Annotated in this window: 10 protein-coding genes; all 10 read left to right on the top strand. The window is 51.9% G+C overall.

The window, feature by feature from the left end:
• Positions 1-79 precede the first annotated feature (79 nt).
• The 10 genes from ACFSX3_RS05615 to ACFSX3_RS05570 all read left to right on the top strand — a co-directional run bounded on the left by ACFSX3_RS05615 (position 80) and on the right by ACFSX3_RS05570 (position 15,442).
• Positions 80-4,453, top strand: coding sequence for a bifunctional 2',3'-cyclic-nucleotide 2'-phosphodiesterase/3'-nucleotidase (locus ACFSX3_RS05615; RefSeq protein ID WP_209991429.1), 4,374 nt, complete (start codon positions 80-82; stop codon positions 4,451-4,453).
• 480 nt (positions 4,454-4,933) lie between these two features.
• A complete protein-coding gene (gene thrS / locus ACFSX3_RS05610) occupies positions 4,934-6,871 on the top strand; it encodes a threonine--tRNA ligase (RefSeq protein ID WP_209991428.1) in 1,938 nt (645 codons plus the stop codon).
• Between the two features lie 227 nt (positions 6,872-7,098).
• Positions 7,099-7,740, top strand: coding sequence for a 3D domain-containing protein (locus tag ACFSX3_RS05605; RefSeq protein ID WP_209991514.1), 642 nt, complete (start codon positions 7,099-7,101; stop codon positions 7,738-7,740).
• A gap of 134 nt (positions 7,741-7,874) precedes the next feature.
• The gene (locus tag ACFSX3_RS05600) at positions 7,875-8,021 is read left to right on the top strand and encodes a hypothetical protein (protein ID WP_209991427.1); all 147 of its coding nucleotides are present in this window, start codon (positions 7,875-7,877) and stop codon (positions 8,019-8,021) included.
• 237 nt (positions 8,022-8,258) lie between these two features.
• On the top strand, positions 8,259-9,338 hold the full coding sequence (liaF, locus tag ACFSX3_RS05595) for a cell wall-active antibiotics response protein LiaF (protein ID WP_209991426.1): 1,080 nt from the start codon (positions 8,259-8,261) through the stop codon (positions 9,336-9,338).
• Entirely contained in the window at positions 9,339-10,403 is a 1,065-nt protein-coding gene (locus ACFSX3_RS05590; protein WP_209991425.1) for a sensor histidine kinase, read from the top strand.
• A 63-nt stretch (positions 10,404-10,466) separates the two neighbouring features.
• A complete protein-coding gene (locus ACFSX3_RS05585; protein ID WP_209991424.1) occupies positions 10,467-11,120 on the top strand; it encodes a response regulator in 654 nt (217 codons plus the stop codon).
• Between the two features lie 54 nt (positions 11,121-11,174).
• On the top strand, positions 11,175-12,170 hold the full coding sequence (locus ACFSX3_RS05580; protein ID WP_209991513.1) for an ROK family protein: 996 nt from the start codon (positions 11,175-11,177) through the stop codon (positions 12,168-12,170).
• 155 nt (positions 12,171-12,325) lie between these two features.
• Positions 12,326-13,537 (top strand): MFS transporter, encoded by a 1,212-nt coding sequence (locus ACFSX3_RS05575; protein ID WP_209991423.1) that lies wholly within the window; start codon positions 12,326-12,328, stop codon positions 13,535-13,537.
• A gap of 261 nt (positions 13,538-13,798) precedes the next feature.
• Complete coding sequence (locus ACFSX3_RS05570) at positions 13,799-15,442, top strand: S1C family serine protease (protein WP_209991422.1); 1,644 nt, start codon at positions 13,799-13,801, stop codon at positions 15,440-15,442.
• Positions 15,443-15,502: the final 60 nt, after the last annotated feature.

Below are 15,502 nucleotides of genomic sequence, written 5' to 3'. Positions count from 1 at the left end.
GATTCATAGGCAGGGCTATGATACAATTTTTCGGACAGTGGTAGAATAATATAGCAATCACAGGGAGGAAATTAGATTTATGGGAGAGAGAAGATGGAACAAGCCGATAGCTTCTTTATTGGCTACCACAGTTCTGGCAGCACAGATGCTGGGCGGAGTATTCAATGTTCCTGTGCTGGCGGCAGGAAAGGCTGAGGCTTCTCCGGTGATTAATCCGGGAACCATTAATTTACGTTTGATGAGCACTACTGATGTTCATACGAACGTATATGGATGGGACTATTTTAAGGGTGCCGCCTCCGCGACTGTAGGTCTGGACCGTACTTCAACCTTAGTAAAGGCTGCACGCAATGATCCAGACGGCAAGTACAACCTTTTGCTGGATAATGGCGATTTAATTCAAGGAACACCACTGGGAACGTACATGGCCCAAGTGTCTGACTTCAAGACTAGCGAGGACCAGATTCATCCGATCATCGCAGCTATGAACCTCATGGGTTATGATGCAGCAACCTTCGGCAATCATGAATTCAATTATGGATTGGATTATCTGGACCGGACAGTTAAGGGCAATGTGAGCAGTGCAACCTATAAAGAGTCTACGGGTGCGAAATTCCCTTATGTGAATGCAAATATTTATAATAAGTCAGACGGTAAAAATACGTTTGAACCTTATCAAATCATCGATAAAGTAGTAAAGGACAGCAACGGCAATACCGTTACCATTAGAGTCGGCCTCATGGGTCTGGTTACTCCGCAGATTATGGAGTGGGACAAGGTGAACCTGGAGAAAAACGTTGTTGCCGAAGATATTGTGGAAACGGCGAAGAAGTTTGTTCCTGAAATGCAGAACGATGGTGCGGACGTTATCGTCGCCATGACTCATTCCGGGTTCGACGCTGCGGCCGCTGAAGGAACCGGAGCAGAGAATGTCATTAACCTGCTGAGCAAGGTTCCAGGCATCGATGCCATTACCTTCTCGCATACCCACAAGGTATTCCCGACGAACGGGGATGACAGCAAGCTGGATGCTTCCTTCAAAGATCCGTCCACCAAGCTTCCTTACAATAATGATGTAGCCAAGGTAGATAACGTTAACGGCCATATCAATGGCACTCCGGCAGTACAAGCGGGCTATGGCGGAGGTTACCTGGGCCTTATCGATCTGAAGATCGCCCAGAACAGCAACGGCGAGTGGACAGTAGACAAAGCAGGCTCCAAGGCTTCTACACGCTCTATTGCTGGCGCAGCCGTTGACTCTGCCATTGATGATCTTGCCGGAGCGGCACATCAAGCTACGATTGATTACGTGAATCAACCGCTTGGTGTAACAACTGCGCCGATGAACAGCTACTTTGCTATGGTGCAGGATGATCCGACAGTACAGATCGTAACCTATGCCCAGCAGCAGTATGTATCTAACTTGATTCATACTAACGAGAACTTGGCTGATTATAGAAACCTGCCGATCTTGAGCGTCGGTGCACCATTTAAGGCCGGACGCAACGGCCCTGAGGAATATACGGACATCAAGAAAGGCAACCTTACGATTGCCAGTGCTAGCGATCTGTATCTCTATGACAACACGCTGAAGGCGATTGTAGTTAAGGGTTCGACCGTCAAAGAATGGGTGGAGATGAGTGCAGGAGCGTTCAACCGCATTAAGCCTTCCATCTCCACGCCTCAGCCGCTTTTAAATTCAGCATTTGCTGTGTTCAATTTCGATGTGATTGACGGCATCAAATATACGCTTGATGTCACCCGCAATGCGAAGTACAAGCCCGACGGCAGCATCAACGATAAGTCCTCCAGCCGGGTAACCTCCATTACTTATGGCGACAAGGCACTGGATCTGGAACAGAACTTCGTGGTCGTTACCAACAACTACCGTGCAAGCGGCGGAGGGAACTTCCCAGGTGTCAAAGAAGCTAATATGATTATTGATTCCCAGATGGAGAACCGCCAGGTGCTGATGGATTATATCAGCGCTGCCGGAACGGTTGATCCTACCGCAGACAACAACTGGTCGATTGACCATATCGAAGGGAATGTCACTGTAACGTTCCCGTCTTCGCCTAGAGCAGCAGCAGTTGCTCCTGCCAATATCCAAACTACGGGTACTACAGATGTAAGAGGATTTGAGATCTACAACCTTGACTTGAAAAAAGCTCCTCCAACTCCAACGGGAGATGTTGAAGTCCATCTGCTGGGCATTAATGACTTCCACGGCCAACTGGACACTACCTCGGTGGTGAACGGGGAAGCAGTAGGCACAGCGGCTACACTTGCAGCTTATTTGAAGGAAGCCCGTGCCAAATATGAGCATTCGCTGCTGTTCCACAACGGCGACTCTGTGGGCGCATCCGCTCCGGTATCTTCACTGGAACGCGACAAGCCGACGATGGAATGGATGAATCTCATGAAGTTCGACATCGGCACCCTGGGGAACCATGAATTTGACCAAGGTGTTGAGGCTATGAAGGCTCAAATCTATGGCGGTAAGGACCCTAAGAATGATAAAGTCGTCCATAATGGCGCAGATTTCGATTATATCAATGCCAACGCAGTAGACAGCACTACTGGCAAACCTATTATTACCCCTTATGTTGTAAAAGAAGTTGGCGGCGTGAAGATCGGCTTCATCGGAGTTGTGACCAAAGCAACGCCAAGCAAAGTATCGCCAGCCGGTACAGCCGGTGTGAAATTCCTGAGTGCCGAGGAAGAAGTCGCGGCGATTGAGAAATATGCGGCCGAGCTGAATGCTCAAGGCGTCAAGACGATCGTGGTGCTTGCCCATGATCCGGCAACAACCAAGACTGATCCGGTTACCAAAAAGAATGTATCCACCGGCGAAGCTGTAGATTTGGCTAATGCGCTTCCAGCCAATTCCCCGGTTGATGTTATCGTAGCAGGGGACAATCATGGCTATGCCAATGATATGGTGAACGGTAAGCTGATCGTTCAGGCTTACTCTTACGGAACGGCTTTTGAAGACATCAAGCTGGTGATTGACGGAGCTACTGGTACAGTGAAGAGTAAAACCGCTACTGTAACGAACACGGTTCAGAGTAAAATCACACCGGATGCCGAAACCAAGGCATTGGTGGACTACTATCTGAATCGTCACCCTGAGCTGACTCAGCCTGTAGGAACTACTGACGGTACAGTAACCCGTACAGATGCTTACACTAAGGAATCAGCATTGGGTAATCTGATTGCAGATGCGATGCGTCATGCTATCTTCAAAGAGGGCGAGAAAGATCCTGCGGATTTCGCCTTCATGAACCCGGGCGGTATCCGTGCGGATCTTCCGAAGGGCAATGTAGCGTTCGGGGATCTGGCGAAGATCCAGCCGTTCGGCAACACGCTGGTGAAGCTGACCCTGACTGGTCAACAGATCAAGACCCTGCTGCAGCAGCAATGGGCAGTTAAGCCTGACGGCACCACAGATACGAAGACCCTGCAAATCTCAGGTCTGAAATATACAGCTAACATGTATCTGCCGGTTGCAGAGCGTGTGGCTAACCTGACTAAGGCTGACGGAACACCTATTGAAATGTCGAAGAGCTACACGGCTGTAGTTAATAACTTCATGGCTGCGGGCGGCGACAATTATAAGGTATTAACTGAGGCAAGCTCCTCGCTGGCCGGACCGATTGACCTGGATGTATTCTATGAATATATCGTCAAAACATTCAACGGCGGCGCGATCACTGCTGCTATTGAAGGCCGGATCACTAATGTGGAGAAAGACCCTGGAACGGTTAATCCGAACCCTGGTAACAACCCTGGACCGGTTACAACTGCAGCACCGAAGCCAACAGCTTCGCCTTCGGCCACTCCAAGTCCGGCAGCTACACCGGCGGCAACGGCAGCTCCAACGCCAAGCCCGGCTGTACCTGCAGTAGCTTTCAAGGATCTGGGCAAGGTAGCCTGGGCCGCAGATGCTATTAATGCATTGGCAGCCAAAGGTATTATCAAAGGGATGGACGGCACGAACTTTGCGCCAATGAAGAGTGTAACCCGCGCAGAATTCGTAACCATGCTGGTTCGTTCACTTGAACTTGGCAATTCGGCTTCACCTGCGAAATTCAGCGATGTGAAGCAGGGTGTCTGGTACTCTGATACGATTGCTGCGGCTGTGAATGCAGGTCTTGTAAAAGGCTCCGGCAACGGTAAATTCGAACCGGGCCGTGAGATTACCCGTGAGGAAATGGCGATTATGATTGCGAATGCCCTTAAGGGCCAACTGCAGCCGGTTGACGCTGCAACGTTGAACAAATTCACGGATAAGGCCAAGATTGCTCCTTACGCCCAACAGGCGGTGGCACAGCTGACTCAGATTGGTATCGTCAACGGTGTGGATGCTAAGCAGTTCGCACCGAAGAGCATGGCTAACCGTGCCCAGGCTGCGGTGATCATCTTCCGTATGCTGGAGAACAAAGCTTCATAAGTCAGATAGAAGGCCCGTGCTGAAATAGCACGGGCCCTTTTCTGACCTGGGGCGGACAGCCGGTTTGCGCTTGACGGAAGATAAGCTGAGATTTATAATTGCCTTAATTCATGTTATCAGCGTTGACGAAGATATGAACCACTTGCTTTGGACCGTTTCAGAGAGAGGAAGCCTCAGGCTGCAACTTCCTCCGGTACCGGCTGTTGGTTTACCCCTTTGTAGCTGCGGTTATGAACTCCTGACGGCTTCCGTACTCTGGAACCTTAACGGATAGTAAGAACCGCCGGTTCATGGCCGTTATCCCCATGCTAACGAAGGATTTTATTCTGCAGTGAAGCTGAAGCATAAGCGGCAGCTGCAAGGATAGATCGAATTTGGGTGGAATCACGGGTGCAATCACTCGTCCCTTTGCGGGACGGGTGTTTTTTGTGTGAAGAGTTCAGCGAAGTACAGCCCAACAAACTTTAGGAGGAAGTAATCATGTCAGTAAATATTAAGCTTCCGGACGGATCGGTCCGGGAATACGCAGACGGCAGCAGCATTGATGATGTAGCCGCCTCTATCAGCAGCGGACTGCGCAAGAACGCAGCAGCAGGCAAGCTCAACGGGATTGTCGTAGACCTGTCAACCCCGCTGCAGGAAGGCGATCTGGTAGAGATCGTAACTCTGGATTCGCCGGAAGGTCTCGAGGTGATGCGCCACAGTACAGCTCACCTGATGGCGCAGGCGGTAAGACGCCTGTTCGGCACCAAGGAAGTGAAGCTTGGAGTCGGTCCTGTGATCGAAGACGGCTTCTATTATGATATGGATCTGGAGCATCCGCTCAATCCCGAGGATCTGCTGAAGATCGAGAAGGAAATGGACCGCATCGTCTCGGAGAATCTGCCGATTGTCCGCCATGAGGTCAGCCGTGGGGAAGCACTGGAGCGCTTCGGCGAGCTGGGTGATCCTTACAAGCTGGAGCTGATTGAAGCCCTGCCGGAAGACAGTGTAATCACCATCTATGAGCAAGGCGAATTCTTTGACCTTTGCCGTGGCCCGCATTTGCCGTCTACAGCCAAGATCAAGGTATTCAAGCTGATGAATGTGGCCGGGGCTTACTGGCGAGGAGACAGCAAGAACAAGATGCTGCAGCGTGTCTACGGCACAGCCTGGATCAAGAAGGCACAGCTGGATGAGCATCTGCGTCTGCTGGAGGAAGCGAAGAAGCGCGACCACCGGAAGCTGGGCAAGGAGCTGGAGATTTTTACCTTCAACCAGTTAGTTGGACAAGGCCTGCCGATCTGGCTGCCTAAGGGCGCGAAGCTGCGCAGTATTCTGGAGCGTTATATTGTGGATATGGAAGCAAGCCTCGGATACCAGCATGTCTACACTCCGGTACTGGGGAACGTAGAGCTGTACAAGACTTCCGGGCACTGGGAGCACTATCAGGAAGATATGTTCCCTAAGATGACTATCGATAACGAAGAGTTCGTGCTGCGCCCGATGAACTGCCCGCATCATATGATGATCTACAAGAGTTCGATGCACAGCTACCGCGATCTGCCGATCCGTATTGCCGAGCTTGGGATTCAGCACCGTTATGAAATGTCGGGAGCCTTGACAGGTCTGCACCGCGTGCGTTCCATGACGCTGAATGACTCGCATATCTTCTGCCGTCTGGACCAGATCAAGAGCGAGTTCATCCGCGTGCTGGAATTGATTAAGCAAGTATACAGCGACTTTGGGATTGAAGATTACCGGTTCCGCCTCTCCTACCGTGATCCTAAGGATACTGAGAAATATTATGCCAACGACGAGATGTGGGAGACTGCACAGCGTATGCTGCGTGAGGTAGTCGAAGAAGCAGGTCTGCCGTTCTACGAAGCCGAAGGCGAAGCGGCCTTCTATGGTCCGAAGCTCGATGTGCAGATTAAGACTGTACTCGGCAAAGAAGAGACACTCTCGACCGTACAGATTGACTTCCTGCTGCCGGAGCGTTTTGAGCTGGAATATGTCGGCGACGACGGCCAGAAACACCGTCCGGTTGTCCTGCACCGCGGGATTCTGGGAACCATGGAACGGTTCGTAGCCTTCCTGCTGGAGAACTTTGCCGGTTCACTGCCGCTCTGGCTGTCCCCGCAGCAGGTGAAGATTATCCCGGTATCGTCGGCCTTCGACGAATATGCGAAGGAAGTGGAAGCGAAGCTGCTGCGTAGCGGCATCCGGGCGGAAGTGGACTTACGCAATGAGAAGATGGGCTACAAGATCCGTGAAGCGCAGCTCGAGAAGCTGCCGTACATGTTCGTAGTCGGCGAGAATGAAATGAACGCCGGCAGCGTGTCAATCCGCAAACGCGGTGAAGGGGATATCGGTGCCCAGCCGCTGCAGGAAGCTATTGATTCGCTTGCACAGGAAGTTGCCGGACGCGTTATCTAGAGTATTACACTAAGCCTCTGTTATAAGCCGCATGAGACCGCCGGAACGCGGTTTCATGTATATAATTTTGTGAAACGGGAAACCTTCGTAGTATGGGGAGGGTTTAACTAATGAACAAAATGGGCTTATACCAGAGGTTTTGGTGTCTTTTCGTCACGATCGTCCTTATGCTGACCGCTGCCGGGATCTTCCCGGATTACGCGCGCAAGTCGGTTCAGGCGAGAGGGATGGAAGACACTGCAGGACAACTTGGCAGCAGTATACAGAAGCAGTCACCGGTTGGGAGTCAGCAGGCAGGCTCAGCATCTCGTCTTGGAGGCTCTTCAAGAGTCGTACGGCCGGATGCCGCAGTTAAGGCTCCTAAGCAAGAGGGACAGGCAGCTAAGCCTAAGAATGCTGTCAAGGCCCCTGGTTCAATACCGGTAGCTGCGCCGGCTCCAGAGCAGATCATCACTTCGCTGAAAGTAACAGCGACCGGCTATACCGCCGGATACGAATCCACCGGCAAGACCGCGAAGCATCCGGAGTACGGGATTACGTATTCTGGAGTCAAGGTACGGCGGGACAAGAATGCGGTATCCACGATTGCTGCGGACCCGAAGGTGCTGCCGCTGGGAAGTATTTTATATATACCGGGTTATGGATATGGAATTGTGGCTGACACCGGATCAGCGATCAAAGGGCGGAAGATCGATCTTTACTTCAGCACCACCAAGCAGGTCTACAAGGAATGGGGCAAGAAGTCGGTCGTGGTTCAATTGATTAAGCGCGGCGACGGCAAATGCACGGAAAGTATGCTGAAGAGTCTGGGTCACGCTATCCAGACCTATAAAGCGGTTCCGCAATATTTGCTGGAAGAAGCTATTTAAGGGATGCTTACGCCATACAATCCGGGAGTTTGAATTTATTTTCACGTGAGTATGCATAATACAGGGGGCTGCTTCCCATAATATCGACTGGGGCAAATACTTGCTTCTTCCGATACTATAGGGAGGTGATTCTCGTGGCTAATTCCAAGAAACCGAAGGTACAGGAAAATTTCAAAACACCAAATGAAAAATACAATGCAGAGTTCGCTGTTGAAAATGACGGCGCTACTAAGCAAAGCAGCACTTCTATGACCAAGCCGGCTCAGAAACCGCAGCAGTAATGCTGGGTTCCCGGTAAGCTCCTGAAGCAACAAGCTGTCCTGCCATGTCCGGATTACGGGCTGGGGGGCAGCTTTTTTATGTAGCTATAATATTACTTATTATTCCAGATATCTCGGTCTGGAGACTGAGATGCGGTTCCTTCTTACGCCGCTGTTCTCCGCCGCATTCTTCCTGTACACTAAGGCTATAAGTGTTTACTAAGGAAGAGTTGTATTTACGACAAAGGGGATGACGTTATGAAACGAAGGTTCACCAGTCAGGTGCTCGGGGGCCTGCTCCTCATCGCTCTGGGGGGAATGTTCCTGCTCCGGCAGATGGGTTACACGGATTTCAGTCTGGGTTCACTGATCTCCACCTATTGGCCGGTTATTCTGATCGTGATGGGAATCAAACGGTTTTTGGCTCCGGATGAGCAGCATTCAAGATTCTCGGCAACACTGGGAGGGTTCTTATTTCTGGCCCTTGGGGTGTTTTTCCTGGGACGGAATTTAGACTGGTTCTACTACTCGGCAGGCGATTTCTTCAAAATGCTGATTCCGGTCATGCTGATCGGCGGCGGATTATCCGTCATCTTCAAGCCGCGGCCGGGCACTCCGCCTATACCTCCGGCACCGCCTTCACCACCGGGCTACTACCCGCCTGGACCCGGTAAGAGTCCGCTGGATACAGCGCCGCCCGCTCCGCTGGAATCTACGCTCGATCAGCAGTTCGAGCAGAAATTCGGCAAGACGGCTGGCAGCGAGGACCGGAACTGGAATGATTATCTGCATAAGAATGAGGAAGACGCAGGTGGTAACCCGCTTCATGCCTCGGCGGATACCCGCTGGCAGGAGAAGCAGGAGCGCCAGGAACGAAGACGCCACGAGCGTCAGGAACGGCAAGCCCGCCGTCACGGCGAATGGCATGAGGAGTTTCAGGATTCCGGACATGATAAGGACGCGACGAACCGCTCGGCTTTTATCGGCGATGTGCATATGGGCAAGGAGCATTTTCAATTGAAGAGGACCAACATTTCGCAGTTCATCGGGGATACGGTGCTGGATCTGACCAATGCGCAGATTCCTTACGGCGAGACGAAGATTAATATTTCTGCTTTTGTCGGCGACATTAAGGTGTACATTCCAGATGATATGGATCTGGGTGTGGCTGTGACCGGCAGCTCGTTCATCGGCGATATGCAGGTGCTTGAGCAGTCGCGCAGCGGGTTCATGAGCAATGTGCAGTGCAAGACGCCATATTACAAGGAATCGGGCAAGAAGGTCCGTATCAACGTTAGCTGCTTCATCGGTGACGTTAAAGTTAAAACGGTGGGTTAAATGGGGATCTTCAGTAATACCAAGTGGATGCTGCTGGTGTATTTCCTGCTTAGCGGCGGGGTGAGCGCGGGGCTGATGTATGCCGGGACATGCCTGGGCTATATTCAGGTGGTGGATACCCGGATGTGGATCTACCTGTGTCTGGGCATTGTACTGTTCACGGTTATCATCGGCTACATCGCCGGTCAGCGGATTCAGCGGCGGATCGATCATCTGGATCTGAATATGCTGCAAGTGGCCAAGGGGAATATGTCGGTGCGGATGCCGGAGAGCGAGGACCAGTCTTTTGCACGCGTCTATCATGAGTTCAACATTATGATGGATACGGTCGAGAAGAAGATGAAGCGGCTCCAGCAGCTCGGGGAACAGGAAGTCATTGAGAAGGAACAGGCAGCGGAGAGCGCGGTACTGGAAGAGCGCAGGCGTATGGCCCGGGATTTGCATGATACGGTGAGCCAGCAGCTGTTCGCTATTCATATGTCCGCCTCCTCGCTGCCTAAAGTGCTTGAACGCAGCGCCGAGCACGGGCAGACGGTGATGGATCAGCTGATCAGCATGTCCCAGATGGCGCAGAAGCAGATGAGGGCGCTGATCGCACAGCTGCGTCCGGTGGAGCTGGAGGGGCGCAATCTGTTCGAGGCACTGGAGAAGTGGTTCCCGGATTACTGCCGCCAGAACGGGCTCAAAGGGGTGAAGGAGCTCGAGCTTCAGGGTGAGCTGTCCGAAGCCATTGAGCATCAGCTGTTCCTGATTATTCAGGAATCGATGGCTAATATCGTGAAGCATGCCGGTGCACGGGTGGTCAGTCTATCCTTGCGGGAGGTGACACGCCAGGTGGTGCTGAGCATCAGCGATGACGGGCAGGGCTTCGAGCATGTGCAGCATAAGCAAGGCTCCTACGGGCTCACGACCATGCGTGAGCGTGCCGAGAAGCTCGGCGGCCAGGTCGAGATTATCAGCCGCAGGGGAGCGGGAACGACGATCCGCGTACATATTCCAAAGTTTGTCCAAGGCCGTGCGGAGACTACTGCTAACGGGACTGACGCCGATTCTGAAGAGGCTTGATGGGCTCAGCGGGGAAGAAGCTGGGGCAGTATCATGCTATACAATTGTTAGGAGGAGTGCAGAATGAGTCTCGTAAAAGTACTGCTTGTAGATGATCACGATATGGTGAGGATGGGCCTCAAAACTTATCTGATGCTGGACCCGATGTTTGAAGTGATCGGGGAAGCAGCCAATGGACATGAAGCGCTGGCGATGCTGCGTGAGCTGGGGCAGGAGGCGCTGCCGGATCTGGTGCTGATGGATCTGATGATGCCGGTGATGAACGGAGCTGAGACCACGCGCGCGGTCCTGGCCGAATTCCCCGGCCTCAAGATTGTCATCCTTACCAGCTTCCTGGAGGACGATCTGGTGGTTGATGCAATTGAAGCCGGGGCTGTCAGCTATGTGCTCAAGACCGTCTCGGCAGAAGAGCTGATCTATGCGCTGCAAGGCGCCTTTCGCGGCATGCCGGTGATGACCGGTGATGTGTCGCAGGCACTGACCCGCGGCATCCGCCAGCGCACGGTCCAGGGCGACTCCTCCGGCTTGACCGAACGGGAGAAGGAAGTGCTGCTGCTGATCGCCGAGGGCAAGACGAATAAGGATATCGGCGAGGAGCTGCATATCAGCATCAAGACCGTGAAGACCCATGTCAGCAACCTGCTGATGAAATGCGAGCTGGATGACCGCACCCAGCTGGCGATCTACGCGCACCGCAAGGGCTGGGCGCAAGGGTAGCAGTTGCAGGCTTTTTGACTTAATCTAATGATCTATCGAACCGATAAGGAGGCTATCCGAATAGCAAACGCCAATCTGATGAAGGAAATGAACCTGAATAATGTGCGCCAGGTGATGAAACGTATGGAGACGGCCACAAAACCCCAGCTAGCTGCATTGACCAAGCTGAGCGTAGTAACTGTGAACTCATTAGTTAAGGAACTGTCCGAGTTAGGGGAACTGTTCGAAGACTTGGTGGTGCCCTCCAACGGGGGCAGACCCGCACAGACCTATCGCTATAATTATAATTTCAGCCTCGCGTTGGTGATGTACGTGACAGAAAAAGCGGGAAAGGTCCTGGTCTCCGCCACAGTTATCAATTTGAAGGACGATATTCTGATGAAGGATGAGCATATCATCCCGGTTTTCGAACGAGATTTCTTCTATACAATCATTGAACATGCACTGTGCCAGTATCCTTCCATCAAGGTGATTGGCATAGGTATTCCGGGACAGGCGGTAAATGGTGAAATTAAGGTCAGCAGTCTCCGGGAGCTGACGGGCTCACGTTTGATAGAAGAGATTGAGACCCGGTTTGGGCTGCCTATTCTGGTGGAGAATGATGTGAATGCAGCGATCAGCGGATATTGCATGAAGCATAGCGAAGGCGAAGAGCAATATTTACTGGGGCTCTACTTTCCGAACGGATACCCGCCGGGGATGGGGATATATCTGCACGGCAGTATTCTAAAAGGAAATCAGGGGATGTCAGGCGAGGTTAAGTTCCTTCCCGATATGCCTGAGTGGAGCCTGGAGATACCCCGGGATACATTCATAGCTGCAACCTGCAGGATATTACAGACGGTGAATGCAGTGCTGGCCCCGGATAGAATTGTCATCTATCAGGACAGAGTAGAGGATGAAGTCTGGACATCGGCCTGGGCAGCCTATCAGCTTCAGCATCCCATGCCGGTTTATCCGGAGGTCGTGTTACAGCACACCTTTCAGGAAGATTTCGAGCACGGTCTGCGCAGGCTGACCCTGAAGGAGTTAGAGCCGGAGCCTACATAGACCAAACGTACTAACAACCCTTGTTAACTACAGGGGTTTTTTGTTGTTTTATTGAATAGATTAATCCGCTTCTTGACAAAAAATAAGAGAGAGCACATACTTAATTTATATACTTTATAAAGATTATTTATTAAGTGATTTTAGGGGGAGAATTTTTGTCTACGTATTTTTTGATTATAATTTATCTGGCTTTTATCAGTCTGGGACTTCCCGATTCTTTACTTGGCTCTGCGTGGCCTGTGATCTGGCCAGAGATGGGGTCTTCGCTTGGGTCGGCGGGAATCATCTCGATGATTATTGCCGGAGGGACCATCGTGTCCAGTCTGTTTAGCAATACAATGGTGAAACGCCTGGGGACAGGACGAATTACCTTTGTCAGTTGCCTCTTAACCGCCGCTTCATTGTTCGGATTCTCCGTGTCGCCATCCGTGTTTTGGTTCATTGTAATGGCCGTTCCGCTAGGTCTTGGAGCAGGAGCAGTGGACGCGGCGCTGAATCATTATGTGGCCGAACATTACAAGGCTCATCATATGAGCTGGCTGCACTGCTTTTGGGGCGTAGGCGCGACCCTGGGACCCATGATTATGGCGGTCAATCTCGTACACGCCCAGTCCTGGAGAGGAGGATATGCGGTTGTTGCCATCATTCAGTTCGGATTCGCGATGATTCTGTTAGTGACACTTCCGCTATGGAACAAGGTTGCTGCCACGCGGGAGCCGCAGCTTCCCGCAGCGCTTAGCGGCAATCTTCCAGATGATGCGGCAGTGAACCTTAAGCCGCAGGCGAACACCATCCGCTTGCGGGGCGTGAAGCCTACTCTTTTGACGTTCCTGTTGTACTGCGGAATAGAAGCGATGGTTGGACTGTGGGGCGCCAGTTATCTGGTAGGTGCAAGAGGGATTGCGCCAGATACAGCAGCGGTTTGGATCTCCGTATACTACGCGGGCATTACAGTTGGCAGGCTGATTACCGGCTTCATCACGTTAAAAGTCCGTAACCGCCTTCTTATCCGTTACGGTCAATTGGTGACCATTGCAGGCGGAGCCGTTCTTGTAATCCCGTTCCATCCGGCCCTCTCACTTGCAGGACTGATATTGATTGGTCTGGGCCTCGCACCGATTTATCCGGGTCTCCTGCATGAGACGCCGGCCCGGTTCGGCAAGGAGAATTCAGCCCGCCTAATCGGGTATCAGATGGCGGTAGCCTATACGGGGACAACGTTAATTCCGCCGTTATTTGGACTTTTATCCGTGCGCACCAGCATTTCCGTATTCCCTTTTGCTGTACTTACGCTCCTGATCTTCATGTTCTGCAGTGCAGAGCGGGTGAACCGGCTGCTGTGCCCATCCACTTTAGGGAGGGAATAAACGTGGCTTATATTCTTATATGCGCAATCATCTGGCTGGCCGCCTACTTTCATATGGCAGCATTCAAAGAACCTATGGAGGTGAAGCCTATCCGTACCATAGAAGATCTGTTTGATTAATCAACGATCCAGCATCGTCTTGGTATCTTTTATCTCCGCTTAAATTGTTTTTAATGTGACCTTAAGGTTTACAGTACAAAATAAGGACATCAAAACAAATAACACTTTGCCTGACACGGCAAGGCGCGGGAGGAAAGTAAACATGGACGATAACAAAAACAACAACTTTAATCGTGATCATGAACCGGGACCAGATCGTGAATGGGACAATAATCATACTGATACTGATAAAAGCACTAATTCATCCGCAGAAGGCGGCTCGTACTATTATTCTTACGGACCTTTCAAATCGCTGAACAATGATGAGATGAACGGCAATGACCCGCAGCACTATAACCGCCGCGAACCTGAGCGGGTTGAGGTTACACCGCCACAGCCGGTGAAGTCCTTACCTTATAACACATCGCTCCGCACTACCGGCAATGACGGGAACGGCGGGCGCGGCGGAAATCCTCCTGAGGGAGGAAACGGCTGGCAGTACAACCGTAAGCCGAAGAAGCCGGTGAAGGCGGTATTGGTATCTTTTCTCGCTGGAATGGTGGTCTTATCAGGCTCCATGTTCATGGCAGACCGGGGGAATTGGTTCACAGGAGGCCAGGAGGCAACCACGGTTGCATTGAATCCGGCGGGGAAGACGGCTAGCGGCAATGCCAACATTACACCTTCCACTTCCGCAGCGGCGCTGGTCACCGGCTCGGGAGATGTATCCGGCGTAGTTGATGGGGTAGGGCCGGCAGTGGTCAAGATTGAGACGCTGGTGAAATCGAATAACTCGCGGAATAGAAGCAGCAGTCCGAATATGAGCGATCCGTTCTCGCAGTTCTTCTTCGGGGATCAATTCGGCGGCGGCTCCGGTTCGAATAACTCGGAATCCCAGCCGGGCTCGAATAATTCTTCTCCGCAGCTTACACCTTACGGTATTGGCACAGGCTTCATCTATAATTCGAACGGTTATATCCTGACCAACCAGCATGTGGTAGATGGCGCCGATGTCATCCAGGTTACCGTAGACGGCACCTCCAAGACTTATGAAGCGAAGCTGCTGGGCTCCAGTAAGGATCTGGATCTCGCCGTACTGAAAATTGAAGGCTCGGACTTCCCGTCTGTGGCTCTGGGCGATTCCGACAGCATCAAGGTAGGCTCTGAGGTGGTGGCGATCGGTAACCCGCAGGGCTTCGACCATACGGTGACAACCGGGGTGCTTAGCGCCAGAGGCCGCAGTATTGATATCAACGAAGAAGACGGCAGCGGCGTCAAAACCTATAAAAACCTGCTCCAGACCGATGCCTCCATCAATCCGGGGAACTCGGGCGGCCCGCTGCTTAATATGAACGGCCAGGTCATTGGTATGAACGTTGCAGTTAGCAGAGACGCTCAGGGTATCGGCTTTGCGATTCCGGTAAATACCATTAAAGGCGTAGTAGATAAGCTTGAAGCCAATCAGGAAATTCCGAAGGAACCGGTACCATTCATTGGAGCCACCCTGATGACGATTACCGATGAAGTTGCCAAGCAAATGGGGACAACGATTAAAGAAGGCTCTGTAGTGGCCGAAATTGTCTTCAAATCTCCAGCCTATACAGCAGATCTGCGCCCTTACGATATCATCACAGGAATTGACGGAAAGAGCTACGCTACCAGCCAGGATCTGATCACTTACATCCAGACGCTTAAGGTAGGCGATAAGGCGACTCTGAATGTGGTCCGTGACGGCAAGAAGCTGGATCTGCCCGTAACGATCGGCAACAAGAATGATTTCGAGAATGCACAGACTCAGAAGCAATAAGCACACCGGACGGTGAGCGGCAGAGCGGAAGGGGCAACCCTTCCGCTCTGTGCTGTTCGT

Origin of the sequence: Paenibacillus rhizoplanae (assembly GCF_042684125.1) — a bacterium.
GTDB lineage: Bacteria > Bacillota > Bacilli > Paenibacillales > Paenibacillaceae > Paenibacillus_AQ > Paenibacillus_AQ rhizoplanae.
This window is presented reverse-complemented; position numbering and strand designations above follow the sequence as displayed.

Bases quoted from the DNA above. Each gene is read 5' to 3' on its own strand.
- ACFSX3_RS05615 (WP_209991429.1), top strand. From the start codon at position 80: ATGGGAGAGAGAAGATGGAACAAGCCGATAGCTTCTTTATTGGCTACC.
- thrS (WP_209991428.1), top strand. From the start codon at position 4,934: ATGTCAGTAAATATTAAGCTTCCGGACGGATCGGTCCGGGAATACGCA.
- ACFSX3_RS05605 (WP_209991514.1), top strand. From the start codon at position 7,099: ATGGAAGACACTGCAGGACAACTTGGCAGCAGTATACAGAAGCAGTCA.
- liaF (WP_209991426.1), top strand. From the start codon at position 8,259: ATGAAACGAAGGTTCACCAGTCAGGTGCTCGGGGGCCTGCTCCTCATC.
- ACFSX3_RS05590 (WP_209991425.1), top strand. From the start codon at position 9,339: ATGGGGATCTTCAGTAATACCAAGTGGATGCTGCTGGTGTATTTCCTG.
- ACFSX3_RS05585 (WP_209991424.1), top strand. From the start codon at position 10,467: ATGAGTCTCGTAAAAGTACTGCTTGTAGATGATCACGATATGGTGAGG.
- ACFSX3_RS05570 (WP_209991422.1), top strand. From the start codon at position 13,799: ATGGACGATAACAAAAACAACAACTTTAATCGTGATCATGAACCGGGA.